Consider the following 26,320-nt stretch of genomic DNA (forward strand, 5'->3'; position numbering starts at 1 on the left):
CGGATTCTAAATCCCCTATATGTACCGCACTGGGAGAGCGCGTCGCTCTTTTCTTTTCAACCTAGAACAGTCAAATGAAGAAAACATTATTTTTGCTTTCTTGTGTAGTAGCTTCTTCCCTCATGGTTCAGGGGGCAACCGTCCTTACTTTGGATTCCAGTGAATTGCAGGCAGCAGGCGGATCATATACCCTGACGGAGGGTATAAACTCCGGTTACGGCAATTTCTCCGTGACCATGGCCCTGGACGCTCAGGCTTTCCAAAACGCCATTCTGGCAGGTAACGTCAAGGCGAATATTTTTTCCGCCAATAATAATATGATCGGCCTGGGCCTCAACTACGTTTCTTCAGGAACTCCCACGGCGGGCATTTATGGTTCCTGGCAAGGAGAGAACTACAACCGCACGATTACTTCTGTCAACGGTTCTGAACTCAATTTGAATACGGGATTGAAGGAATTGTTCACCGAAAACAGCTATGAATCCGCCGCCATCACTTATCAGATTACCAGCACCGGAACCTGGACTTACCTGACCCTGGTTGATTCCGAAGGAACCGCCACCACTTATGGTGGTCAGGATTCAGGGTTGAAAGCGAGCGGGTTCGGAGCCCTGACTTCATTTACCTATGGCACGGATTACGTCAAATACCTTGTCGTGGATAATACCACGTTGCAGGCTAATGCTTCCCAGGAAGCCAATCTTAATGCCATTGAGGCGGCTGCCGTTCCCGAACCGGCCACGGCATCCCTCAGCCTGATTGGTCTGGCTGCCCTCATGATGCGCCGCAGATGTGCCTGAGCCGGGGAGTCCAATTGCTGTTTTACAGGAGGCGGGAAAGATCCCGCCTCCTCTTTTATTATCATCAGGAGGGAAGTATCCGTATCCGTCAAATCATTCCGGGAACTCCCAGGCATGGGCTTTCCAACGGCAGCTTCACCAGTTCCGCTGGGCTGTTTTGGATGATATTTATTTGTTTTTTCCTGACCTGGAAGCGGCAAAATTGCCGTTTTCATGTGTTTTAGAGGAGGCATTTCCGCGCTTCATGCAAAGATGCAGGGTGGAAAATAAGTTTTTCCCATGCCGCTGCCGTGGAGAAACGGTGGCGGAGAAAGCGTTGAAACGTGTGTTCGGCCTTTATTAGCTGACAATAAAAAAGCAGTTCCGCCATGTATGCGGAACTGCTTTGAAGGAAATAATAACGAGAACTGCCGAGGTTTATTGCACGGCAATCGTCTGTTCGCGGTCGGGGCCTACGCCCACGGTTGTGACGGGGCAGCCGATGAGCTCGCTCATGCGTTTGACGAATTTCTTGGCCTGTTCCGGAATCTCTTCCCAGGAACGGCAGGAGGAAATGTCCTGCATCCAGCCGGGCACCGTTTCATACACGGGCTTGCAGCGTTCCCATTCATCCACTGTGGCGGGCGGATAAGCCAGGATTTCCCCGTCCAGATCGTAACCCGTGCAGATTTTAATTTCCGGGCACTTGTCGTAGCCGTCCAGGTTGGTCATGGCCATTTCATCAAAACCGTTGAACATGGCGGAGAAGCGCAGCAGCACGCCGTCAGACCAACCGCAACGGCGGGGGCGGCCCGTGGTGGCGCCGAATTCGCGGCCCATGCTGTGCAGATGGTTGGAGATGTCTTCATCCTCCGTGACGAAGGGGCCTGCGCCCACGCGGGTGGTGTAGGCCTTGCAGACGCCGATGATGCGGTCAATTTTGTGCGGAGGAACACCCGTGCCGGTGCAGGCGCCGGCGGAAGAGGTGTTGGAGGAGGTGACGAACGGATAGGTTCCGAAGTCCACATCCAGGTAAGCTCCCTGGGCCCCTTCAAAGAGGATGCTTTTTCCGGAGGCCACGGCTTCGTGCATAACCGGAATGGTGTTGGTGATGTGGGGGCGCAGCACATCCGCGGCGGCGCTTACTTCCGCCACCATTTTTTCTTCATCCATAGCGGGAAGGCCCATGCGTTCCATTTCCGCATTCGCCATCTTGATGCGGCGGCGCAGCACTTCGTCAAAAATCGCGGGATCCCTCATATCCGCCATGCGCACGCCGATGCGGCGTGCCTTGTCCGCGTAAGTGGGGCCGATGCCGCGCTTGGTGGTGCCGATGGCTTTTTTGCCGAGGGCGGATTCCTGGGCGGCGTCCATTTCCTTGTGGAAGGGAAGGACCACGTGGGCGCGGTCGGAGATGAGAAGGTTGTCTTTTGTAATGGTCACGCCCTGGCCGCGGAGTTCATTGATTTCCTCCACCAGGCCGATGGGGTCCAGCACCACACCATTACCGATGACGCAAAGCTTGTCCGGCCACAGGATGCCGGAGGGAACCAGGTGGAGAATATATTTCTTTCCATTGGCAATTACAGTATGGCCGGCGTTGTTGCCGCCCTGGCCGCGTGCCACCACGTCGGCGGATTCCGTCAGGAAATCGATCATTTTGCCCTTGCCTTCGTCGCCCCATTGGGAGCCGATAATAATGGTATTCATGATAAAAATGGAACTCGAAGACCTTAATGAGATTCCTGCCTTATGGCAAGACAATCTTACGGAATTGTTAAGTTTTCCTGACCAGTGGCGGGAAGCCCGGCAGGGCAGGCGGGAGGGGCCGTGCCGGATTATCCGGTTTCAGGAACGGAGAGACCGCGGCATTGGGAGGGCCGTGCCGCGGGGAGGAAGGGGCGGCCTGCTGAAAAGGAACTCAGCGGAAGTGGAGGGCGGAACGGTGCGCTTCCTCCGGAACCAGCGTTTTCCAGATGTCTTCATCCGCAGCGATCATGCGCTGGATGTCCCGCGGCGTGTGGCGCAGCAGGAATTCATTGAAAAAGGGCACGTCCACCACCAGGCCGTTCGCCAGGAAGTGCTGGTACAGGTGCACGTATTGTTCCGGCGCGCGGAAAGTGCGTGCCGTGACGAATTCCCCGGATTTGCGGTTGAGCCACGGGGAGACGTACAGGCGCGTTTTGTTCTGGAAGGTGCGTCCGAAGGATTCCAGAATGCCTCCGGGAATGTCCTCCGTCCATTTTTCCTTGAACAGCTCATTCAGCAGGCCGATGGAGAGGGCGATGGCAATGGGTTCTCTCGTGTAGCGCGCCAGCAGCCCGGACAGGTTGTCGAAACGGGCCATTTTGGTAATCAGAACGTTTTTGCCGAGAGCCTTGAGGCTGTCCGCCCTGTCCAGGAATTCCAGATGGTCCACATCATCGCCGCGGAGCAGGTTATTCATGGATATTTCACAAATTTCCATGCAGCGGTCCGCCTGCGTCTCATTGATGTGGGAGAGGAAGGTTTTTTTCACCTGGGCCATGACTTCCAGATGCAGATTGCAGACGGGGTTGAAACTGCCCCTCATCAACACGATGGGGCGCTTGTACAGCACATCCGCCGCCTGGGCCACCTGGCCGTTCGCCAGGAACAGGGTGGCCGGCGTCAGGCCGGACTGGACGAGCTGGAGCGCGAAAAGACGGTTGTCCACCATGGAAAAACCGTGGCCTTCAAAACGGACGACATCTATTTCCACCAGCCGGGGATCCAGATTGTCCACCAGGGATTCAATGAATTCCTCCAGACGGTCCCTTTTGAAAAAGACGGCGTGCAGGATGTTGACGCCCAGGATGCCCAGGTCCTTCATCTGGCGGTCGTGGTCCGGGTCGTTCAGGCGAACGTGAATAATCAGGTCGGACGGTTTTGCCTCCGGTTTCAGCTGGAAGCGCACCCCTATCCAGCCATGCCAGGGGCCGTTGTCCCGGTAGCCTTTGACTTTTACCGTATTGCAGAAGGCAAAGAAGCGGGTGTCTTTGCCACGCTGGGGGCCCAGGCGGTTGACGAGCTGGGTAAATTCGTAGTCCAGCATGCCTTTCAGTCGTTCTTCAGAAACGTAGCGCTTGACCGGCCCGTACAGGGTGTCGCTGACGGTCATGTCATAAGCGGAAATGGTTTTGGCCACTGTTCCGGCGGCTCCGGATGCCCGGAAAAACCAGTTGGCCGTTTCCTGTCCGGCTCCGATTTCCGCAAAGGTGCCGTAAATGGTGGAAGCCAGGTTGAGTTGGAGGGCTTTGTCCTGTGTTTGCGCTAGTGCTTTGGAACTCATGGAAAGCGGGAACCGATTTTTGATTTTCAATTATTGGTGGGAAGAAGCCTGCGGGTGGCGTCGCTCATCCAGCCGGAGTGCAGAAGCTGGTCAATAATAACGGCCCGGTTTCCGGGCAGGTCTTCCGGATAGCGGATGAGCACGCAGGTGCGCACGGGGCCGTTGTAAAGCAGCCTGGTCAGTTCCAGGGCAAGCGGGGAATACCTGTCCACGTACGCATTCAGGCGTTCCCCGTTGGGGAACTCAAGGGTGAAGTTGAGATATGACGTGTTGCGGTAGCTTTCCGCGGAGGATTCCTCCAGGAAAGGGGGCTGATAAATGCCGGACATGCTTAGGATGATTCTGACGGGAACGGGGGTGGAGGGCTTTTTGGCTTCCAGCTCCGCCGGAAGCATGGGGGAATAGCCCTCCCAGGCTTCCCAGTCCAGCTTCCATTTTCCTGAATTCCGGTCATACAGGAAAACCGCAGGGCGGATAGTGTTGTCGTCCATCAGCACGGAGATCTGAAGCAGGTCCCCGTTTTTGGAGCTTCTGCCCGCTTCCTGGGGCAGGTAGTCCTTGTATTGGCCGTAGGAGGCCCAATAGGCCATTTTGGGGGCTACGGCTGCGGGATTCATTACGTAGTTGAGCCTCTCTTCATCCGATTCCGCCATGCAGTAGAGGGCCAGTTCATTCATGGCCGCCGTAATATGGGGGGAAATGGATTCCGCCTTCCGGTCTTCCTCCCTGCGGCTGTGGGCTATGAGGTATTGCCGCTCCCTCTGCTGCAATTGCTCCAGCAGGTCTTTATTCACTTCCTGTGAAAAGAGCGCTTCATGATCCACGAACCGGTCTGAGATATTCAGAAGTTTGGAGTTTTCCGCTTCCATATCCCTCCCGCGCAGGAACATGAACACGCCCAGAAGGGAAAGAACCAGTCCCGCGACAAAAAGCCATATATGCCAGGTGGGCCGGCGTTCACTGCGCATGGTATCCGCGGCGGCAGCGCGGTATTCCGGCTCTTCCGGGGCCAGGGCGGCGCAGCGTGGCGCGGCAATGGCCGGAGCGGCGTTTCCCTCTTTCCTTTTACGGATTTTTGTCGTGGATTTATTGGGGCCCGGAGTGGTGGGCCCGTGAACGGAAATGGTCCGTTTGTCCGTCTTTTTCTTTGGTGCGAGCGGTGTATGCGGAGCGGAGTACGCGGAAGTGTGCGGAACACCGGCGGCAAATGGCGGAATAGCCGTGTGTTTCGGATTTCCGGGCGCTTTCTCTGCAGCTTCAGGCGTCCGGCCCGGGAATGTTGAAAGCGCTTCTTCCCGTTTGACGGCCGTGACAGCGGAGTGGCAGACGGGGCATTCCACACGGCTGCCTACGCAGGCGGCCCTGACGGCAAAGGAATTGCCGCAAATATGGCAGAGGCAGGGGACGGCGTCCTGTTCTTCCGTTTCCGGCCTGGGCTTTTCTTCCTGCCTGGCTGTGACTGAAGCGGTGCAGATGGGGCATTTTACCTGGCGTCCCAGAAAAGACGCCTTCACGGCGAAGAGGTTGCCGCATGACGGGCATGTGCAGGCTACCGTGTCCTGGGATGGGGAAGGCATGAGGGGAAAAAGTTACAGGTGGATGAATTCCGGCACGGGAATGGTGATGGGCCTGGGCGCCGGCAGCGTAATGCTTGTATCCGTATGGTCTGAAGAAACGGGATCTGCGGAAATGGCTTGCGCTTCCGGCACGTTTTCGCCAGCCCCCAGCAGTTCAAAGTTGCGGTTGGCCGGGACCTGGTTCAGCTCCGTATGGTAGGGATCGTCCCCCTGGAGGATGGGCCTGGTGGGCAGGATGGGCGGCAGGGGAAGAATGCGGTTCTGGGCCGTGAAGGTGGAGACGGGTGCGGAGACGTCCTCCCCGTGGAGGTCGCAGAAAGGCAGGCTGGAATCCCCCTTGCGGAGGTATTCGAATATGGTGTGTCGGCGGTATTTTTTATCCGACGGGTCAATGTCATAACAGCTGTGCGTGGCCCTCTTCCCGGTGGTCAGGCAGATTTCCACCCGTTCTACGCTGGGGGGAGGGGCCAGTTCTCCGGCAGGGAACTGCCGTTCCGCTTCCGTGATGGCGGCGCCCAGCACGGAAGCGCAGGTGTCTGACGAGAAGGCTCCGTGATAAATGGGCTTTTTGCCTTCCAGGAACCCTACCCAGATGCCGCAGGTAATGCGGCTGTCATACCCAAACAGCCAGTTGTCCGCGAAGTCGTACGTGGTGCCTGTTTTCACGCCGCCCTTGAAGTTTTTCGGCAGATACGGGGCAACGCGCTGGGCTGAACCGTTTTTCAGGGAGGAATTCAGGATGTTGTGAAGCTGGAAAGCCGTGGCTGTGGATGTGGCCCCCTTCCGTATCTGGGCATTGTTCCGGGTTTCAATCGCCTGGGTGGATTCCCAGATCAGCTGGCCGTCTTCATCTTCTATCCTGTCCAGATAGTAAATATCCTGAGGGCGGGAACCCCCGTTCGGGATGGCAGTGTAGGCCAGCGTCATTTCCTTCAGGGAGGCAGGCTCCGTGCCCACGAAAATTTTGGGGCGGTAAACGGGATTTACTTCCGTGCTGCCCGCTTCCCTCACGGGCTTGCGGATGCCGAAATCCGTCAGCTTCTTGACGAACGGGGCCGTGCCCATCTCCATCCCCATGCGCAGGGATGCGGCGATTTTGGAGGCGGACAGGCCGCGGTGGGCGGTAATCATGCCTTCATAACGGTTTTTGGAGTTTTCCGCCCCCCATTCCCCCAGGATTCCTTCCGAACCGCCGATGCCCGTCAGGCGGTTGTCGATGGCATCGTCCAGAATGCGGGTGACAGGGCTTTTTCCCGTGTCAAAGGCTGTAGCGTACAGGAAAGGGAGGATGGAGGTGCCGGTGGGGCGGGCTCCGTCCCTGATGGCGTCATACTGGCGCTTGGTGTAATCCCTGCCTCCGTGGTAGGCCAGGACGGCGCCTGATTTGTTGTCCACCACCAGCAGCGCTCCTTCCAGATAGCGCGGCTTGTTCGCGGAACCGCTGTGGTAGTCTGCGGCCTTCTGATGACGGTAACCGGGTTGTTTTTCAATGTTTTCCAGAGCCTGTTCCAGGGCTTTTCCGGTAACTTCCTGGAGCTGCCTGTCAATGGTGGTGTAAATTTTAAGCCCGGCGGCATTGACGCGCTCCTCCCCCAGGTATGCGGTGATTTCTGAGGAAATGCGGTCGTAAATGTGGGAGACGCCGCGTTTCAGCGGCTTGGGATTCAGCCCCAGCTCCATGGCGGAGAGGCGTTCCGCTTCATCCGGCGTAATGTATTTCTCCTTGGCCATGCGGTTGAGAACGTGGTTGCGCCATTTCAGATTGCTAGCCGGATTATTCAGAGGGGAAAGTCCGTTCGGGTTTTTGATCAGGGCGGCGATGGAGGCGGCCTCCCGGGTGGTCAGATCCGCCGGCTCTTTGCCGAAGTAGCCCAGGGAAGCGGCCCGGATGCCGTAAAACCCACTGCCGAAGTAAACGCGGTTCAGGTAAAATTCCAGAACCTGGTCCTTGCTGTACCGTTCCGTAATGCGGCGCGCCAGCGCTATTTCCACGAATTTGCGGCCAAAGCTGCCCTCATTCCTGGCTTTGGCACGGTTTTTCAGGTCATACGCATTTCTGGCAAGCTGCTGGGTGATGGAGGAGGCGCCCTGGTTGGCGTCCCCGCTGTTGTGGATATACTCCCGGCCTGCCCGCAGAATCCCCAGGAAGTCATAGCCCGGATGTTCCCGGAAGCGGGAATCTTCCTGGGCAATCAGCGCATTAATCATGGCGGGGGAGATTTTGTCCAGCGTGACGTAGCTGCGGTTCTCCACATAAATACGGCCTATTTCCTCCCCGTTCCGGTCATAAATAATGCTGGGTTTTTCCAGGTCATTGATGCGTTCCAGATCAAATTCCGCCGCCCAGTTGTCATAACGTTTCCAGGCCATCATGAATCCGAAGTATCCCACGGCCGCGCCGATAGCCGCCATCACCAGGCACCACAGGACAAGCTTTCGGATAAAGCTCCAGAATCGTTTCCTGGGCTTTGCCTTGGGATGCCGCCTTTTGTTGGCCTGCATGTGCCTGCGGGGAGCTTGTGAACTTAATTCAGCCATGAAGATGAAGCAGGATTGGTCCTGAGGAGAGGGGAAAAGGTGCAAAAATCCTAACGGATTCCCGTTTGTTTAGCAATACCGTACATGGCGGGCGGGCGAAAAAAGAAGGCATGCGCGCCCCCTGAGTATTCCTGGACGCCGCCGGGCGCCTGAGGCAGCCGTATCATCCTGCAGCCCGGACTGCTCCGTCTTCAGGAAAAAACGCTCTCCGGCCCGTCCAGGGATGCGTCATGGCGCAAATGGGGCGGCCTTTCATGCGGCTGTCAGCCTGGAACAGCGTTGAAAATATTGCCTGCCCTGGTAATGCCGTGTTCCATGGTGTACAGCACGGCGTCCTCCGCCTTGCCAAGCGTCACGTCCAGAAGCTCGCGTTCCTCCGGGCGGAATTTGCCCAGCACGTGCCCTATCATTTCCCCTTTGCCACGGGGCTGGCCGATGCCGAAACGGAGGCGCGGGAATTCCTGGGTGCCCATGTGGGCGATGAGGGATTTAATGCCGTTGTGGCCGCCTGCGGAGCCTTTTTCCCGCAGCTTGATCACGCCCAGGGGGAAATCCACTTCATCATGAATGACGAACACGCTGCGGGGATCCAGTTTGAAAAACCGCATCATGGGGCCCACGCACAGACCGGATTCATTCATGAACGTGGAGGGTTTCACCAGCAGGACGCCGGGGCCGGCGGCCACCTCGCACTTGCGCTGCCTGTCCGCCTTGAATACGGCCCCCCACCGGGCGGCCAGGCGGTCAAGCACCATGAACCCCGCGTTATGGCGGGTGTCTTCATAGGTTCTGCCCGGGTTGCCCAGGCCCACGATCATTTTAACGGGTGCATCCACAATGGAAAAAGGGAAAGAGATGAAAAACAGACGCTTCCTGCAATCCGGGGAGCGTCTGGGTGCATCCTGCATCCGTTCCGCGGAGCAATCAACCGTTCCGTGAGACAGCCGGGCATTTATCCGGCCGCCTTCTTTTTCTGACGTCCCATCAGGAAGCCGGTCAGCACGTCTTCCAGGGAATCTCCGGTTCCGACCAGGCGGTAGTCCGCATTGATATCCGTGCAGATCCGGCGCGTTTCTTCCAGATAGCTGGCCACGATAGCCCGGTACTCGTCCGCGATAAGGTCCGGCTCCGTAATCAGGGAGCCGCCGCCTTCCATGTCCACGAAGCGGATGGGGCGGTCAAAGTCAAAATCTATTTCCAGCTGGTCCACCAGATGGAATACGGCTACGTCATGCTTGCGGAAATGGAGGTGGCGGAGGGCGTTTTTAAGCTCCGCCGTATCTGTGAACAGGTCTGAGAAAATCAACACCAGGGCGCGGCGGCCGACGCGTTCCGCCAGTTCATGCAGGGTATCGGGAAGGACGGTCTCCCCCTGCGGAGAATGCGTGTCCATCTGGCTGATGAGCACGTTCAGGTGGGCGGGGCGGCGGGAGGCGGGGATGTGCAGCGCGGCGCCGTCCTTCGTCTGCCGGGCAAAACTCAGTCCCACCGCGTCTCCCTGCCGGATGGCAATGTAAGCCAGGTTGGCCGCCAGCCTGCACGCGCGCATATACTTGGTCTCCACCTGCTCCGGATGATAATTCATGGAGCCGGAAAGATCCATGACGATGTAGGCGCGCAGGTTGGTATCCGCTTCAAACTCCTTGATGTAATACCTGTCCGACCGTGCATACGCTTTCCAGTCCAGACGGCGCGTATCGTCTCCGGCCACGTATTTGCGGTATTCCGCAAACTCCACGGAGGAGCCGCGGCTGGCGCTTCTGTGGCGGCCGGATACGTTCCCCGTCATGCTGTGGCGCGCTTCCAGGGGAAGGTTCCCCAGGCGGCTGAGCAGGTTGTGATTCAGGTATTTCATGGGGCAGGGAAAGGGGATTGATGATGCCGGGACGGCGGTCAGATTTCCGCCGTCAGGCGCGCCACGGCCTTACGGGGCGTGATGCCCTGGGATTCCGCGGCGAAGTTGGTGACCACGCGGTGCATCAGCACAGGTTCCACAATGGCGTCTATGTCTTCCCTGCGGACGATGTAGCTGCCCTGGAGAGCGGCGCGGGTCTTGGCCCCAAGAATCAGGAACTGGACGGCGCGGGGGCCTGCGCCCCAGGCTACATACTGCTTTACCCATTCCGGGGAAGTTTCCAGGGTGGGGCGGGTGGCGCGCACCAGTTTCACGGCATACTCGTAAATATGTTCCGGAACGGGAACGCGGCGCACCAGATCCTGGTAAAAGATGATTTCCTCCCCGGAGAGGATGTGCTTGAGTTCCTCGCTCCGGGTTCCGGTGGTTTCCCGGGCGATGCGCATTTCCTCCTCCTCCGTGGGGTAGTCCACTTCAATCAGGAACATGAAGCGGTCCAGCTGGGCTTCCGGCAGGGGGTAGGTGCCTTCCTGTTCAATGGGGTTTTGGGTGGCAAGCACGAAAAAGGGGAGGAGCAGGGTGAAGGTGCGGCCCATGACGGTGACGCGGCGCTCCTGCATGGCCTCCAGCAGGGCGGACTGGGTTTTGGCGGGGGCGCGGTTGATTTCGTCCGCCAGCACGATGTTGGCGAACACGGGCCCCTTGATGAACTCGAACTGGCGCTTGCCGCCGGCGGAATCATCCTGGATGATGTCCGTGCCGGTAATGTCCGCGGGCATCAGGTCCGGCGTGAACTGGATGCGGTTGAAACTAAGGTCCAGCGTTTTTGCCACGGAACTGACCAGCAGCGTCTTCGCCAGGCCCGGAACTCCCATCAGGAGGGCATGCCCGCGGGAAAACAGGGCGATGCTCAGCAGCTCCACGACGCGCTGCTGGCCAATGATCATTTTGCTCAATTCCGAGGAAAGCTCCTTGTAAATGGCGCCGAGCCGGTCAATGGCGGCTACGTCGTCGTCGGGCAGAGTGGGGGGGACGGGTTCCATATTGCAATTTCATAGCACTTTCCGGGCCGTTTTCCACCAAATAATCGCGCCACGTTCATTTTCCCTGCTTGGAATGGGAAGGGAAACGGGGTAAGGAAGGGGCATGCCGAAAATTGCACTCATTCAACTGTCCGTAGATGCCCGGCCTTCCGTGAACAAGGAAAAGACGGAATCCGCCATCCGTGAAGCCGCCGCCAACGGCGCGCAGATTGTCTGCACCCAGGAACTTTTTACCACGGAATACTTTTGCAGGACGGAGGAATGCGATTTATTCGACCTGGCGGAACCTGTTCCCGGGGAATTGACGGAAGCCCACAGGAAACTGGCGGCGGAACTGGGCGTGGTGATTGTTGCCTCCGGCTTTGAAAAGCGCGCCACCGGGCTTTACCACAATACCGCCTGGGTGGTGGATGCGGACGGTTCGTTCCTGGGCATGTACCGCAAGATGCATATTCCGCAGGATCCCGGGTTTGAAGAAAAATTCTACTTCACCCCCGGCGACCTGGGCTATAAGGCGTTCGACACCAAATTCGGCCGCATCGGCGTGCTCATCTGCTGGGACCAGTGGTACCCGGAAGCCGCGCGCCTGACGGCCATGCAGGGGGCGGAAATCATTTTTTACCCCACGGCCATCGGCTGGCTGCCGGAGGAAAAGCCCCTGCTGGGGGAACAGCAGCACTGCGCGTGGGAAACCGTACAGCGCGGCCATGCCGTAGCCAACGGCTGCTATGTCTGCGCCGTCAACCGGGTGGGGACGGAAGGGGAAAGCGAATTCTGGGGGCAGTCCTTTGTGGCGGACTACTATGGCCAGATTGTGGCGAAGGCTCCCGTCAGCGATGAAGCCATCCTGTACGCGGACCTTGACCTGGACGCATTGGAAGACCACCGCCGCATCTGGCCCTTTTTCCGTGACCGCCGCATTGACTCCTACGGCGGCATTACGGAACGCTGGGGCAGGTGAACCTTCCCCCTTTGCCCGGTTTATGTATTCCGAGGAACCATTGGAGCGGCAGTGGGCGCAGGTCCGGGAAGTTCTCCTTGACATGGAAGAACAGTGTGATGATTTGGTCATCGACTGCCTTCAGGGCATGGTTGGGGAGCTGGGATGCCAGGTAACCGTGCGGAGGCGTGAGCATATTCTGACCCTGTTGAGGGAACTCAATCATCTGTATGATTGCGGAATTCCTGCCAGGGAAATGATTTGCGAAGAGGACGAAGAATACTGTTTTTCCTGGATTTATGAGTTTGATTTCTACCTTGGAGATGCTGATTATCTGCTGCATTTCGTCGTTGACGCCGCCCTGAATTCCAATGGCATCGTCAATAAATATCTGACGTTGGAAAGGCAGGTGTACCGGAAAGGTTTGTGCCTTAAAGCGAGCGAACCCATGGTTCTTGACCCTGATGCACTGGAGCGGTTGAAGGAAAAAATCGTTTCCGCTATGGCCTGTCCTCCCAATACGGGCCGTTTTCTGGATTGGGATGATGATTAATCTTTGGGAGGCTGAGTGTTTTTTACGGGGAAAGATGGCGTAAAAAAGCCGCCGTTTTTGAAAAACGGCGGCATGGGAAGAAATGAAGAGTTTTCCGGCTAGCCGCAGATGACGGCAATCTTGATGCCTTTCATCTGGACGTTGGTTTCCAGGGCTTCCGCGATTTCATCCAGCTTGAAGCGGTGGGAGATCAGCTTGGTCAGCGGCAGGCCGATGCCGTAGGCTCGCTTCAGAAAGTCGAATGTAGTTGGGTAGTCCTGCGGGGAGTACACCCAGGAGCCTACAGCGGTCACCTCCTTGTTGCAGAGGTCGTAATGGTGGTTGATAACGCTTTCCCCTCCATCCATGAAAAAGCCCACTTCGCACAGGCCGCCGCCGCGCTTCACGAACTTCCAGGCGTTGGCCCCGGCCTTGCCTACGCCCGTGCACTGAAAGACGAAGTCCGCCAGGCGGCCGCCGTTGTCCTTTTTCACGGCATCCAGCAGTTCGTTCAGATCCGCGTACCGGGTGAAATTATACGTGCGGGAGGCTCCCATTTCCCTGGCCAGTTCCAGGCGGGAGTCATTGCCGTCCACAGCGATGATGGTTTCAATGCCCAGCGTGCGCAGCGTGGCGATTTGAAGAAGGCCGATGGGGCCGCAGCCCTGCACGAGCACCACGGAATTGAACTTGAGGAGCCCGGTGGACTTGGCGCGTTCCAGGGAATGGACCACCACTGCGGCGGGTTCCACCAGAATGCGCTGGTCCAGCGTCATGCCGGAAACATTGAAAAATGTGGAGCCCTTGCGGATGACGAGGTACTCCCCGAAGTAGCCGTTCAGATGCACGTCGTCGTCAGGCATCAGGCCATACACGCCCACATTTTCGCACAGGTTGGTGCGGGCCGGAGTATTCAGGCAGGCGTCACAGGTGCCGCAGGGAATGATGCAGGTGACGATCTTGTCCCCCAGCGCTACGGGATTTCCGGCGGTGTCTTTAGTGATATTCCTGCCCATGGCGACGATTTCCCCGGTGCCTTCATGGCCCAGAACCACGGGGCAGAGGCCGAAGGGGTCCCGGTTGTATTCGTGGCCGTCCGTTCCGCAAACGCCGCAGGCTTCCACCTTGATCAGCATTTCATCGTCTCCGATGGCGGGAATGGGATATTCACGGATTTCAAATGTCTTTGGTGCTGTCAGGACAGCGGCGCGTGCGGTTTGTTGCATGATGTCCTTACACTATCCTTAGCCGCCCGGATTCTTCAAGAACAAATAGTGATGAAAGGAACTCCGCCTGTTGAAAACGGGAGGAATTTCCTTCCCGGTCCTTCCTGCAATACACCCTGGCGCCGGATGTCCATGATTCCCGGAAACATGGAGAGTCCGGTCCTCCTGCTGTACGGTTTTCCTGAGAAGGAAAAAAATCATTGTCTGACACGGGAAAAACGGTAGTTTCCGGAAAGGGGCGGCATTCGGGAAAGCATGCCTCTGCGCGCAGCGTTTTTCCGTGAAAGGGTAACGTTTTTCCATGGAAGGCCGTTCATTTGGCTTGCGTGGCGGGGGGATGGAGTGCAAGCTGTGCGCGTTATGCTCGACATCCGTGTAATACGAGAAAATCCGGAAGAAGTGAAAGCGCGGTTAAAGCCCCGCAGCGGCGACGCGTGGAAGCTTGTTGATGACGTTCTGGCCTGCGATGAGGCGCGCCGCAATGCCGAAACGGAAAAGCAGGCCTTGCAGTCCGAGCGCAATGCCACCTCCAAGCAGATCGGCATGCTCAAAAAGAAGGGGGAAGACACGTCCTCTATTGAAGCGCGCGTGCGCGAAATCGGGGACCGCATCCGGGAACTGGACCGTGTCGCGGAGGAAAATGCAGCCCAGCTCACCTCCCTGCTGATGAACATTCCCAATCTGCCGCACCTGGAATGTCCCGTGGGCGCGGATGAAACGGCCAACCCGGAAATCAAGCTGTGGGGAGAAAAGCCCGCCATTGAAAACCCGAAGGACCATGTGGAACTGGCCGCGAATCTGGGCATGATTTCCTTTGAAGACGGAGCGCGGATTACGGGCTCCGGTTTTGTGGTGTACCGTGGGGCGGGCGCCCGTCTGGAACGCGCCCTGATCAACTTCCTGCTGAATACGCAGACCGTGGAAAACGGTTATCAGGAAGTGGGCGTTCCGTTTGTGGTGAAGAGGGAGTGCATGGAAGGCACCGGCCAGCTTCCTAAATTTGAGGAAGACATGTACGGCACGGAAGACCAGCAGATGTTCCTGATCCCCACGGCGGAAGTTCCGGTCACCAACCTGTACCGGGATACCATTTTACAGGAAAGCGACCTGCCCATCAAGATGGCCGCGTACACGCCCTGCTTCCGCCGGGAAGCCGGAAGCGCCGGCCGCATCAACCGCGGCATGATCCGCGTCCACCAGTTTGACAAGGTGGAACTGGTGCAGATTTTAAAGCCGGAAGACTCTTTCCGGGAGCTGGAAGTTCTCCGCGGCCATGCGGAATCCATCCTTCAAAAACTGGGGCTGCATTACCGCGTGATTGAACTTTGCACGGGCGACCTCGGCTTTTCCTCCGCCAAGACGTATGATATTGAAGTATGGGCTCCGGGACAGGGGCAGTATCTGGAAGTTTCCTCCTGTTCCTGTTTTACGGACTACCAGGCGCGCCGCATGCGCCTGCGTTACAAGGATGCCGACGGCAGGAACCAGTTCTGCCACACCCTGAACGGTTCCGGCACGGCTCTGCCGCGGCTGTATGTGGCCCTTCTGGAAACTTACCAGCAGCCGGACGGCTCCATCCGGATTCCGGAGGCGCTTGTGCCGTATTTCGGCGCGGACTGCATCCGCCCGGAACAGGCCTGAACCGACGTTTCTCCCGTCCCAACCCTGAATCAGCCCATGCCTGACGAGGGCCCTCTGGAACATTACCTGACTGTTTCCCATGAGCCGGAACCGGACATTTCGGAACCGGCTCCGGAACGCAGTCCTGGACCGTGGCGGGAAAGGGGCATCATGCTGGGCCTGGGCTTTCTGCTGGGGTGCATCGGGGCTTATGCGCTGGTTTACTCGGAAATGTCCGGCGGCATGCGGTCGCTGAAGCAGTCGCTTTCAGAAGAACGCGACTTGAACGCGTCCCTGCAGAAAGAACGTGCCCATCTGCGGGAAACGTTGGAACAGGCACGCATGGACGCTCTGCTGGAGGAACGCTCCCCCCTTTCCGTGACGGTCGGCGGTATTCCCAAGACAAGCCGCAGGCCCGTTCCCCAGCCTCCGCCGCTTACGTCATTATCCTCCGGAGGGCTGGCATCCCCGTCTTCCGCGCCGGTTCCCGGTTCTTTGGATGACCGTCTGGTCAATCCGGGGCCGGAGGACTGGAAGGAGCGTTACCAGTACGCCGCTTTGAAATATAACCAGGTGGTGGAGGATTACAACAGGCTGAAGAAACTTTACATGAACCTGGTGGGTCGGAGCGGTGCAGCCGGCGGGCTGGTGACGGGGGCCCAGTTTTACAAAGCTCTGCGGAAAGATACCCGTGCGGAGGCGCGCAAGCTGGATGAACGCTATATGAAGGGAGGGATGCGGGGCAGCGAGCTTCGGGAACTGGAACGCAGCCGGGACGAGATGAGGCACCGGGACTGGTGGTTGAAAAAAATGGCACGCCAGTTCCAGATTGATTAGATACGTGGGTGTTGCCGGCGTGAAGTATTGTTTTTGTGAAGCGCCCCTTGCTGAAATTCCCGTTGCATGGAATCTTTTTGCAGAGAGCCGCATGGTCACAAAAAGAAATCCCTTTCCCAAAGAGCCGGGATAAAAAAACAAAATCCGAATACGCAGATACCGGTATCTTTTTTTGCGGGATGCTCCTTGGATATTGAAAATCAGGGAACAAAGTAGACCATGCCCGCTTATTTCAGTGTTCGGTTCGCATCGGATTCCGCAGACTGCTGATCTCTGAGGCGGAAAAACTATCCGTCAGCACAGTTCCGCTGCAATGGCGTCCACGAGCAGGCGTCCGCGGCCTTTCAGGATGAGCCTCTGTTCCGGGGAAATGTCCGCCAGGCCCAGTTCCCGGTATTGTTCCAGCAGAGGACGGGATTCCGGAAAGATGCTTTTCACATCCTGCGCCAAATAAAGGTTAGAATAGTTGCACTATTAATAATTTATTCGGCAGATGTGAACCAGGGCTCTTTAAATGAAGCTTCTATATGCTCTTGGGATTCATTCCGGGAATCAATGAATTTGGCAACGTCCAGGGCTGATTGAGCTGTAGGTTCCAGAATAGTATCGAAAAGAAGATCACTGCCTCGGTAACAGGTGTTGTCGTCCATTTCCCTTTCACTCTGCATAGGTAGGAAAATGACCAGCAGACGGCTTTGAAGCTGAAGAATGCGCAAAAGAATAAATTTTTGCATCTCGGATGAAGCAGGAATAGATAAAACCTGCTTTTTCATATCGGCAGCGGGTCCTGTAAGTTTTTTAAGGATAGGTGAAACTTCCGTAGAAAAAGATTTTGCCGCTGCGTCTGCGGAATTTTTATCCACGATGGAATTATACCAATTCTGTACCTTGCCTACAGGTATTTCATAGGTTTCAACGAATGTCTGCCATGCCTTTTTATCTTGTGCCTCAGAAAGCAATTCATTCCTTGGAGGGTCATAAGAGAGATTTTTCAACTCTTCCTGGCTCAGACCGTTAATTTGGCAGGCGTCTCCATAGCATGTTGAATCATAAATAAGGAGGGAAGATGCAAATGTGAGGATGATGGAATATTTCATGATTATCAGGTATTGAATCATGATGGAACGGAAAGGGGAGGAAATGGTAATCAGCACAATTCTGCTGTAAACTGCTTTTTAAGCAGATGGAGTTTCAGGCCATGATTCCTTGAAAACGGTTTCAAAACTTTCCTGTGATTCGTTCTGAGATTCAATAAATTTTGAAATGTCAATCATTGATGGGGATGTTAATCCCAGAATAATTTCAAAAAGTTTTGTGCTTCCACGGTAGCATGTTTCTGGACTCGCCTTTTCTTCATTTTGCATAGGCAGGAAGATAATTAGCAGTCGTCCCTGCAGCTGAGAAATGCGTAAGAATATGAATTTCTGCATTTCAGAAGAAGCTGGAATAGCAAGAGCCTGTTTTTTCATGTCTGCAGCTCGTCCCGTTAGTTTTTTAAGAATAGGCAGAACATCCTTGTTGAAAGAATCGGCTGCGGCATCGGCAGATTGTTTATCGACAATGGAATTATACCAATCTTGAACCTTACGGATAGGGATTTCATAGTTTTCAATGAAAGTCTGCCATGCTTTTTGATTTTGTCCGGTGGAGAGCAATTCCTTGTTGGGCGGTTCGTAAGAAAGGCTTTTCAGTACTTCCGGCTCCAGTCCATTGATTTGGCAGGTATCCCCATAGGATGCTGAACATAAATAAAAATGGAAGATGCAACCGGTGAGGAAGATTGAGTATTTCAAGATCATCAGATTATGGAAGCATGACAGGGTTCCTGAATGAAGGGGAATAAAAGAAGGATGGAAATTCAATAGAGATCAACGCAATTTCTATGTAACCTGCTTTTTAAGAAGATGATGTCTCTGTCCATGGTTCTTTGAAAGCTGCTTCAATGCTTTCCTGGTCTTCATTTTGAGTTTCAATAAATTTTGAAATATCCATGGCTGTTGTTGACGTTAGACCTAGAAATATGTCAAAGAGTTTTTCACTGCCATGATAATAAGCATCGGAACTTGACTTTTTACTGTCTTGCATAGGAAGAAAAATTATTAGCAAGCGGCTCTGCAATGTGAGGATACGTGAAAGAATCAGTTTTTGCATTTCAGAAGAAGCTGGAATAGCAAGGACTTGTTTCTTTATATCAGCAGAACGTCCCGTCAGCTTTTTAAGAATGGGCAGGACATCTCTCTTGAACGCATCGGCTGCAGCATCAGCGGAATCTTTATCCCTGATGGAATTATACCAATCCTGTACTTTACCTACAGGCACTTCATAGGTTTCAACGAATGTCTGCCATGCCTTTTTATCTTGTGCCTCAGAAAGCAATTCATTCCTTGGAGGGTCATAAGAGAGATTTTTCAAATCTTCTGGACTCAGACCATTGATTTGACAAATATCTCCTTGGCAAACTGAGAAATATATAAAAGCCGACGATAAGAATGCTATGGTGGTTGATTGTATCATGAAAATTAGGGATTAAAACGTTTAATAGGGATAAGATGGCGTTCTCCAACATCAATGCCGTTTGTGTCAGCTGATTCAAGTATCTGTTCCCAAGTGGCTCCGCTATACTGTAAAATAGAAGAAACTAAGGAAGCACAATTTGATCCATTTTCTGTACTTTCTGGATTTCGGTTAGTTGATGGATTGGTTAGATATCGTTCCTGCTCATTATAACTTTGTGAAAAATGAAGAACTTTTTGAAATAGTTCCTTGTTTTGAATGGCTATGATATTTGTAAAATTTGTAAATTTTTTATCATGGTTGTTTTTGAACCAGTTTTCAACAGCTACTATATCAGGATTGTCATTTTTATGGTAAACCATGTTAGTTAAGCAATCAATATATTTGCTGGCTACACCTGCTTGAGCAAATGGAGGAGATAGGGATTCATAAATCCACTTATAATAAACGGTTCCGGCAGCTGGGATGATTTTGAGTTTTTTTCGGTATTTGATTTCTGGCCCTGCATCCCCTCCGATAGTGATGATTTTCATTCCGGGGATAGCGGTGCAGTTAGCAAGCCCAGGGTTCGGAAGATTTAATTTTACCGGGTCGTCAGGGACAAAGAGCAGAAAGTGATGGTTTGCCATGGGCAGTCCCTGGCAGGGGCGGATGGCCCAGTAAATTTCTCCTAAACGATTGGGAATGCCTTCGTAATAAAAGCTTTTATCACCGATGGTCACACGAATTAGTTCTGCTTCCGTTGGAGTATAGGTGATGCATGGGCCTTTGCCGATGGGTTTCCAGGCGCCGTTGTTTGGTTGGAACGTATGGTTGCACGCCAGAATAACTCCATTAAATCGTTGCGGGCATTTGGAGTAAGTTTGAGCTTCCCATGTGATGGATATGTCTTCGGAGTTTTCGGAAGGCCCTTTTGCCAGGTAAATTTTGTTGATAGCGAGCCGGAGTTCTGTTTTTTTCTCCAAGAAAAGGTGGCTTTTACTATATGGGATCGATTTTTCTCCAATGCAAATGTCCACGACAATGGGAGCGACTACAAGGCTGATGCCGTCCAAATCACTTGTGCCCGGCTTGGGATTGTAATAGGTTTGCGAATATTTGATTTGGAAATTGTAAGAACCTGCTTTCAGGACATGCGGGCAATCCCGGCGCCCTTTGGAAATGTCATGCCCTTTTCCGTATTCTTTTAACCAGTCTGTTTTTTCTCCGTTCCCTGTGGTATAAGAAATGTCGCACCCATCGTCGGAAACCAATGAAAGCCACGCAACAGTAGTAGGTTGGCTAATACGTTCATCCTTAAAATCCTTGAGGGAAATTTTTCCATTATAAGGAATAGTAGAGGGAGATTTTGGGTCAGTGACTTTCGTTGTATTTGGGATTTTCACTTCTCCGGCGCAGCATTGTTTCAATTTATCTGCAAGCTGGGAAAGATTGGCTACCACTTCAACCGGAGACAGGGAATATTCCAATGTTGTCTTCCCTTCATAAATTTGTTGTCCTTTTGCGAGGAGGGCAGATAGTGCAGCAATGCCGGCAATTGCAAGCAAAACAGGCATTTGAAGAAAACATCGGGAGATGAATGCGTTGTCCATATGATGATCAGGCAGGTTGAATGAGATTATTTTTTACGCTTTTTTTTGTTGGAAGCGGGTGTTGTCCATTTCCGGATTAAAGCACGGGCGCCTTCCATGCCCCGAATAGGCGGAATAAAGGATGCTGCCCACTGGGCTTTTTGCGGTTCATTCATGCGTATATAAAGATTGGCTAACCGGTATCCGCAACGGGCCATTAAATAAGGATCTTCTTTTCCATGCCGCAGTGTCCTTATAAATAAAAGAGCTGCCAGTTTTCTTTGCATGCCGGTTCCTTTTTCCATGGATATAGCTGCGCTTTCCCAAATTTTTAAAATGCGAGACCGAAGGATCAATGGGCATCCTTCCTCCATTTCCAGTTCCATCAGGGCGCAAAGCGATAAAGCTTCCATATCCAAGGGGGAGTACGTCCGGAGAAAGGCATTTTCCAAAAATCCGGTAAGGCAGGAGCGGCGTTGCCCTGATTGCATATTTTTATGCTGCATCAGGGCTGTCAATTCATTGAGGCGGGCACAAACATCACCAGGTGTTTGTCCCATGGCGGTCCGTTGAACGAAAAGAGATACGCCTTCGTCAAAGGTCAAAGCCGGATATTCCCGGACAAATTGATGGATTCTCGGATTCTTTTTAGCAAAAGGAAAGGCGGATAGGGATTTCCGGAAGACCTGCCTTTTTTCAGAAAGAGGCGTGGATTTCAGGTAAAGGGGCAGGATGAACGTTTGGGGCTCCTGTGGTGATGCCGGCGGCTTACTACTTCCCCATGCGTGGTTAAAGGAGGCCTGCAACAGGAAAAGAAGTCCTGCCAGCAAAGAAACAGAGGAAATGTTGAACAGCGGATGCATGGAACATATCTGTCTATTTATGGAATAATGGGAGATAAAAATTGAAAAATGTCAAGAAATTAATTTTAATCGTTTTTCTAATTTATTTCCAACTTATTGATATTAAGTTAGGAAAATAATGCCATTCAGCACAGTTCCGCCGCGATGGCGTCCACGAGCAGGCGGCCGCGGCCTTTCAGGATGAGCCTCTGTTCCGGGGAAATGTCCGCCAGGCCCAGTTCCCGGTATTGTTCCAGCAGAGGACGGGATTCCGGCAGAATGTATTTCAGCGGCAATCCTTCATCCGTCCGGAGCATCAGGGCAATGCGTTCCAGACGGTAGTCTTCCTCGGTGACGGGTTCCTGTTCGGAAAGGGGGAGGCCGTTTTCCAGCGTGCTGCGTATGTAGGCGTCCGTATCCCGCGTGTTGGAGTACCGTATGCCGTTGATGGTGCTGACCGCGCCAGGCCCTATGCCTACATAGTCTTCTCCCTTCCAGTAGGCCATATTGTGGGGGGAGAGGCAGCCCTCCCGGGCGTAGTTGGATGTTTCATAGTGGCGCATGCCTGCCGCCTCCAGCATGTGTTCCGCCAGTTCAAAAAAGGATGCGTCTTCGTCCGGATCCTGCCTTTTCTCCCCCCGCAGCAGGCTCCGGAAGAATTCCGTGTCTTCTTCATAGGTGAGGTTGTAGGCGGAGATATGGTCCGTTCCGGCGCGGACAGCTTCCTTCAGGGTGGCTTCCCATATGGAGAGGGTTTGCCCCGGAATGGCGAACATGAGATCCATGTTGATATGGGCCATTCCCGCATTTTTCAGCATTTCCACGGAGTGCAGAGCCTGGGCCGGGGTATGTTCGCGCCCCAGCAGATGCAGGATGCCGGAATCCAGGGATTGCACACCCAGGGAGACGCGTGTCATGCCCAGGCTGCGCCAGAAGCGCACTTTTTTTTCCGTAAAGGTGGCGGGGTTGGCCTCAAAGGAGAATTCGTCCAGTTTGTCCACGGGCACGAGACGGTCCAGGGTTTCCATGAGACGCCCCAGATGCGTGTCCGAGAGCATGGAGGGCGTTCCCCCGCCAAAGTAAAGCGTGGCCGTTTCCCCTCCGCGGTTCGTGGCCAGAGCGGTTGCGCGGGATTCCGCCTCCCTGCCCAGAGCTCGGATGAATGATTTCATGTCCGTGGAGGCCGGCGTGTGCTTGAAGAAAGCGCAGTACGGGCAAATACGGTGGCAAAAGGGAATGTGGACGTAGAGGTGCACGGAAGCGGGGGATCAGCGTCTCCGGCGGCGTCCGGAGGACCCATTCCCATCGCCTTTCTTGTCCTGGGAAAGCTCCAGAATTCTGTCGGAAGCCTCTTTCATTTCCGACTTGACGCGGGATTTCTCCGAATCGTCAGCCAGAGACATGTAGTTTTTCGTCAGGGCGCTGTAGAATGGGTGGATTTTCGTTTCCTTCTTGTTTTTGGGCTTGTATTTGAACCCGTCCGGACAGGTGTCCAGCATGTTTTTCATCCAGGGGACCAGTTCTTCCTTGGGCAGGGCCTGGCACAGGGCGTCCAGAGAAAAGGACATTTCCTCCTGATCCACATCCTTAGGCTCCTTCAGGGCGTTGTTGTCGTCCCGGTAGAAGTTGAGGGCTTTCTTGAATCCCCTGTCTACGGTTCTTTTGAGCCTGTCTGCGCCTTGGGCCTTGGCATACGCTATCTGATACGCGGCCTGAGGCTCCGGGTAGGAGTTGCGCTTGGATTCAGACTTGAGCCAGGACATGAGTTCGGCCCACTGGAAGGTCTTATAGTCATATTCCTGTTTCAAGGCATTTTCCAGAATTACGGAGCAGAGCACATTGACGTATTCCTTGGCGTGGCTGGCAAGCATTTCCTTGCCGTTCTTGTCGCCACGGCCTACAGAGGGAACGTATTTGCGCGTTTTCCAGAGTTTTCTGATGCCCATGCCGTCCGGCAGGGCCTCCCTTACTTCATCCACCATCTTGGTGGCTCCCATGAGGTCCTGAGGTTCCTGCTTGAAGAGCGTGTACCAGGCTTCCGTATAAAACGGGTTGGCTTTGAGCACGGTCCTCATGGCGGTCTGCGTGAATTCCTTGGGGAGCGTGACGGAAGGGGCGGCCGTCTCTTCCGTGGTGGAGCCGATGGCCGCCAGTTTGTAAATGTTCATGGCGAAGCGGCTGTCGATGAACTTTTCATAGTCGATGTTCATGGACAGGGCCAGTCCGGACTGGTATTCCGCATTGCCGGTGCGCGGTGCGTTGGAATCCCGGAAGTACCAGAATCCCGTGGTGGCTTTCAGGGTGTCCACGCTTTGCCCCACGCTCAGCCAGCAGCCGTTACCGTTGAAATGGGTGGTCATCAGATTGCCGTGGCCGGGCTGCCCGGCGGGGGCGGCGGGAATGCCGCGCGCAATCTGGGAATTGCGGGAGATAAGGGACATGGTGCCGCACACACCGCCTTCATGAAGCTTGCGTTCGTTGGATTCCCTGGACCATTCCGGATCCGGGTCAAAGCTGAACAGGATGGGCGGTTCCTTGTCGTCATCCGCCCGGTAGGGGCCGTACAGCCACAGGCGGGTCGGGCCCCGCTGGCCCATGTAGCGTTCCCACACGCTGTCGCACTCACGCAGAGGTCGCGTTTCCGAAAGGGCCATCATGGCCGGCCAGGGCGTTCCTTCCAGGGAAACGCCGGTCCATTCCACACGCTTGCGGTCCACGTCGCGCAAATCACCGCAATGTTCATATTTATCCACAAGGTAGGAAAAGAATTCCACCGGAGTGGGGAAGGGGTCCCTTTTGCGCCTCAGCTGGCCGTGGCGGTACATGTATTCGTGCAGAAAGCCGGCCAGGTTGTCTTCCGTAATGGCGGAGTCCCCGATTTCCGAGACGGTGGGGTATTTCCTGAGCCAGGCCTGCTTTGGGGTGATTTTTTTGCGGTCCAGATAGGCTTCCACCTTTTTGTAGCATTCCTCATCCACGGTGCGGGGAGCGTTCCCATACCAGTTGACGGGCGGTTTTCCGGCGCAATACAGGTCCGCTGGCGGAGGCATGACTCCGGAGGATCTCAGGTCATTCAGCTTGCCCTGGGCATCAATGTAGCGGCCCTGCTGGGTAAGGTCGAAGGCCCCCATGCCGAATTCGCGGCGTCCTACTGCGAACGCCAGAACGAGCTGGTCATATTTTTCCGTCGTTTCCAGCCCCAGTTCATCAATCATGAAAGCCACATTGGTGGCGACGCTGGGGTCCGGCGGGAAAAACATGGCGAAGACCTCACGATTGTTTTTCGTGTTTTTCAGCCATTTTTCAAAATCCGGAGAAAAACTGCCTCCGCGTTTTTTTACGTAATCCCGTACGTAGGCTTCCGCGTAATAGGGATATTTGTTCAGCAGTTTTTCAGAAAATTTCCCCTTGGACGCGATAGCTTCCTCCCGTAAAGCCTTTTCCATGGCAATGACTTCCGGGGAGGGGGAAAGGTCGGGAGCAGGCGGTTCCGGTTCAGGCTCCGGTTCCGGTTCGGGAGCGACCACCACGGGTTCCGGTTCGGGAGCGACCACCACGGGTTCCGGTTTTGGCGCAGCGGGCTTGGATTTGGGCTTGGGCGGAGCCGGTACGGGCACGGTAACGGCTTTAGCGACGGGTTCTTCTTTATCCTTGAGTATCTGGTAGCCCAGAAATCCGAAGAGGGCGAGCATCCCGGTCACAATGACCGTGATGACCGGGAACCCTCCGGAGTGCTTTACCCGCGGCAGCGGCGTTCCGGGGATGGCGGCGCCGACTACGGGTTTCCGCAGTTGCGGTTGCTGCGGTTTTTTGGCGGGATGGAGAGCCTGGGCATGCGCTACAGCCGGCTGGGGCTGCGCCGGAGAAAGCGGGTAAAGGAAGAGCACGGTGCCGAATCCCCTCAGCTTGCTTTCTGCATTTGCTGCGTATTGGGTTTCAAAAGCTTCCCGGGCCTGGGCGAATTGGGATTCATTTTCCGGAAAGACAGCCAGTTCTCCGCTGGCCAGGTCACGCGTAACGAGGCCCCCGGGGCAGAATTCGCGTATCAGGACGGCATGGCCTTCCGGGGAAAGAGCCTGGTACAGATGATAGTCCGGACCGCTTTCTACAAGCGCCGTGATTTTATAGCCGCCTATGTTGAAATGGGGCGGCAGGGCAGGGGGAAGAGGGATTGTCATGACTAATCAAGAGGTCAAAGATCCCGTATATTCAAAAAGGTTCGGAGCCGTTTGTCAATGCCGGAGTGAGGAAGCTGCGCCATGAAACGGGAGCAGTTATCAGCACGGAACGCTTCCGGACGGCGGGAATACGAAACACGCCGGTTTCCGGAAAGTGTGGCATTTCTGCGGCGCGATGCCGCGCAGGAAACGGCTAACGGATGGTGACCTTGGTGCCGATGGGAGTGTGTTCAAAGAATGTCTTGGCCATGTCCTCCGGCAGGCGCACGCAGCCGTGGCTGACCGGATATCCGGTGACAAAACCCACATGCATGCCGTAGCCTCCCGTAATCCGCATCCAGTAGGGCATGGGGGCGGGGTCGAAGTAGGTTCCTGCCGGCGCTCCGCCAGCCCTGGCGTTGTAATCCCCGTTGACGACGGCTCCGGTGGATTTGCTGCGCAGAACGCCGTATGTGCCGGATTTGTAGTTGGCGTCTTTCTGGATGATTTTGTATGTTCCCCTGGGAGTGCCGTAGCCTTCCTTGCCGGAAGACATGGGGGAAACGCCCACGAGCGTGGTTCCCACGTAGTAGAAGACTTTCTGCTGCTTGAGGTCAATGATGATGTGCTTTTCCCCCTGGGTGCCCGCCGGCAGGTCCCAATATCCCTGGCCCAGACGGGCTTCCGGAGGCAGGTCCGTGTTGACGCCGGAGGTAGAGCCCACCCCGGACAGGTAATCGTCCCGCCCGGACACGCCCTGGATTTTTCCGGCGATTTGGTCAAACAGCGGGGGCCTCTCGTACGATGTGCAGGAAACAAGAGCGGAACTGATAGAAACTAGCGTCAATATGCCGGATTTCATGGGAACGGGAAAATGACAGGCAGGTTATGGGGCCTGTCCTCCTTTTTGTCAAGATTTGCATGCTGTTATCCGTTGCTTATTCCAAGGGTATCTGTTATATACGGCGGACCACTTCAT

General features: G+C 55.0%; 23 protein-coding genes. 6 read left to right on the top strand and 17 right to left on the bottom strand.

What is annotated here, in order from left to right:
* The first annotated feature begins 74 nt into the window (after positions 1-74).
* Positions 75-800 (top strand): PEP-CTERM sorting domain-containing protein, encoded by a 726-nt coding sequence (locus WW58_RS02400; protein ID WP_046435116.1) that lies wholly within the window; start codon positions 75-77, stop codon positions 798-800.
* Between the two features lie 157 nt (positions 801-957).
* Positions 958-1,143, top strand: coding sequence for a hypothetical protein (locus WW58_RS02405; RefSeq protein WP_046435118.1), 186 nt, complete (start codon positions 958-960; stop codon positions 1,141-1,143).
* A gap of 74 nt (positions 1,144-1,217) precedes the next feature.
* On the opposite strand, the gene WW58_RS02410 is transcribed toward WW58_RS02405, so the two are convergent.
* From WW58_RS02410 to WW58_RS02440, 7 genes are all read right to left on the bottom strand, one after another.
* Positions 1,218-2,489: an adenylosuccinate synthase gene (locus WW58_RS02410; protein WP_046435120.1), complete on the bottom strand. Its 1,272-nt coding sequence runs from the start codon at positions 2,487-2,489 to the stop codon at positions 1,218-1,220.
* Between the two features lie 211 nt (positions 2,490-2,700).
* Positions 2,701-4,089, bottom strand: a complete 1,389-nt coding sequence (locus WW58_RS02415) for a nicotinate-nucleotide adenylyltransferase (RefSeq protein WP_046435121.1) — start codon at positions 4,087-4,089, stop codon at positions 2,701-2,703.
* Positions 4,090-4,115: 26 nt separating this feature from the next.
* Positions 4,116-5,666 (bottom strand): hypothetical protein, encoded by a 1,551-nt coding sequence (locus WW58_RS02420; protein ID WP_046435122.1) that lies wholly within the window; start codon positions 5,664-5,666, stop codon positions 4,116-4,118.
* 12 nt (positions 5,667-5,678) lie between these two features.
* Complete coding sequence (locus tag WW58_RS02425; protein WP_128153562.1) at positions 5,679-8,204, bottom strand: transglycosylase domain-containing protein; 2,526 nt, start codon at positions 8,202-8,204, stop codon at positions 5,679-5,681.
* A gap of 263 nt (positions 8,205-8,467) precedes the next feature.
* Positions 8,468-9,040 (bottom strand): aminoacyl-tRNA hydrolase, encoded by a 573-nt coding sequence (pth, locus tag WW58_RS02430; RefSeq protein WP_012421144.1) that lies wholly within the window; start codon positions 9,038-9,040, stop codon positions 8,468-8,470.
* A 116-nt stretch (positions 9,041-9,156) separates the two neighbouring features.
* Positions 9,157-10,059, bottom strand: a complete 903-nt coding sequence (locus WW58_RS02435; RefSeq protein WP_046435124.1) for a DUF58 domain-containing protein — start codon at positions 10,057-10,059, stop codon at positions 9,157-9,159.
* A 38-nt stretch (positions 10,060-10,097) separates the two neighbouring features.
* Entirely contained in the window at positions 10,098-11,102 is a 1,005-nt protein-coding gene (locus WW58_RS02440) for an AAA family ATPase (RefSeq protein WP_046435125.1), read from the bottom strand.
* A gap of 103 nt (positions 11,103-11,205) precedes the next feature.
* Between WW58_RS02440 and WW58_RS02445 the strand changes: the two genes are divergently transcribed.
* A complete protein-coding gene (locus WW58_RS02445) occupies positions 11,206-12,063 on the top strand; it encodes a carbon-nitrogen hydrolase (protein WP_046435126.1) in 858 nt (285 codons plus the stop codon).
* Between the two features lie 82 nt (positions 12,064-12,145).
* A complete protein-coding gene (locus tag WW58_RS02450; protein WP_102747872.1) occupies positions 12,146-12,595 on the top strand; it encodes a hypothetical protein in 450 nt (149 codons plus the stop codon).
* 98 nt (positions 12,596-12,693) lie between these two features.
* Here the strand turns inward: WW58_RS02450 and WW58_RS02455 are convergent, their stop codons facing one another.
* A complete protein-coding gene (locus WW58_RS02455; protein ID WP_022197667.1) occupies positions 12,694-13,800 on the bottom strand; it encodes a zinc-dependent alcohol dehydrogenase in 1,107 nt (368 codons plus the stop codon).
* Between the two features lie 360 nt (positions 13,801-14,160).
* Here WW58_RS02455 and serS point away from each other — a divergent pair, with 360 nt between their 5' ends.
* Together serS and WW58_RS02465 are read left to right on the top strand one after the other, a co-directional pair.
* Positions 14,161-15,441: a serine--tRNA ligase gene (gene serS, locus WW58_RS02460; protein WP_046435239.1), complete on the top strand. Its 1,281-nt coding sequence runs from the start codon at positions 14,161-14,163 to the stop codon at positions 15,439-15,441.
* 36 nt (positions 15,442-15,477) lie between these two features.
* On the top strand, positions 15,478-16,257 hold the full coding sequence (locus tag WW58_RS02465) for a hypothetical protein (protein ID WP_022197665.1): 780 nt from the start codon (positions 15,478-15,480) through the stop codon (positions 16,255-16,257).
* Positions 16,258-16,551: 294 nt separating this feature from the next.
* Here the strand turns inward: WW58_RS02465 and WW58_RS12805 are convergent, their stop codons facing one another.
* The 9 genes from WW58_RS12805 to WW58_RS12810 form a co-directional block, all read right to left on the bottom strand.
* Positions 16,552-16,695 carry a hypothetical protein gene (locus WW58_RS12805; protein ID WP_022197664.1) on the bottom strand — a complete coding sequence of 48 codons (144 nt, stop codon included), beginning with the start codon at positions 16,693-16,695 and terminating at the stop codon, positions 16,552-16,554.
* Between the two features lie 44 nt (positions 16,696-16,739).
* The gene (locus WW58_RS02470) at positions 16,740-17,354 is read right to left on the bottom strand and encodes a hypothetical protein (protein WP_128153561.1); all 615 of its coding nucleotides are present in this window, start codon (positions 17,352-17,354) and stop codon (positions 16,740-16,742) included.
* A 78-nt stretch (positions 17,355-17,432) separates the two neighbouring features.
* Positions 17,433-18,050, bottom strand: a complete 618-nt coding sequence (locus tag WW58_RS02475) for a hypothetical protein (RefSeq protein WP_128153560.1) — start codon at positions 18,048-18,050, stop codon at positions 17,433-17,435.
* A 103-nt stretch (positions 18,051-18,153) separates the two neighbouring features.
* Positions 18,154-18,771, bottom strand: coding sequence for a hypothetical protein (locus tag WW58_RS02480; RefSeq protein WP_022197661.1), 618 nt, complete (start codon positions 18,769-18,771; stop codon positions 18,154-18,156).
* Positions 18,772-18,776: 5 nt separating this feature from the next.
* Positions 18,777-20,363, bottom strand: a complete 1,587-nt coding sequence (locus tag WW58_RS02485) for a hypothetical protein (protein WP_102739699.1) — start codon at positions 20,361-20,363, stop codon at positions 18,777-18,779.
* Positions 20,364-20,389: 26 nt separating this feature from the next.
* Positions 20,390-21,205: a hypothetical protein gene (locus WW58_RS02490; RefSeq protein WP_046435138.1), complete on the bottom strand. Its 816-nt coding sequence runs from the start codon at positions 21,203-21,205 to the stop codon at positions 20,390-20,392.
* A gap of 125 nt (positions 21,206-21,330) precedes the next feature.
* Positions 21,331-22,440 (bottom strand): radical SAM family heme chaperone HemW, encoded by a 1,110-nt coding sequence (hemW, locus tag WW58_RS02495; protein ID WP_046435140.1) that lies wholly within the window; start codon positions 22,438-22,440, stop codon positions 21,331-21,333.
* A gap of 12 nt (positions 22,441-22,452) precedes the next feature.
* A complete protein-coding gene (locus WW58_RS02500) occupies positions 22,453-25,362 on the bottom strand; it encodes a hypothetical protein (RefSeq protein ID WP_046435142.1) in 2,910 nt (969 codons plus the stop codon).
* Positions 25,363-25,555: 193 nt separating this feature from the next.
* Positions 25,556-26,203: a L,D-transpeptidase gene (locus tag WW58_RS12810; RefSeq protein WP_215833545.1), complete on the bottom strand. Its 648-nt coding sequence runs from the start codon at positions 26,201-26,203 to the stop codon at positions 25,556-25,558.
* Between the last annotated feature and the right edge of the window lie 117 nt (positions 26,204-26,320).

Source organism: Akkermansia sp. UNK.MGS-1 (assembly GCF_000980515.1).
GTDB classification, from domain to species: domain Bacteria; phylum Verrucomicrobiota; class Verrucomicrobiia; order Verrucomicrobiales; family Akkermansiaceae; genus Akkermansia; species Akkermansia muciniphila.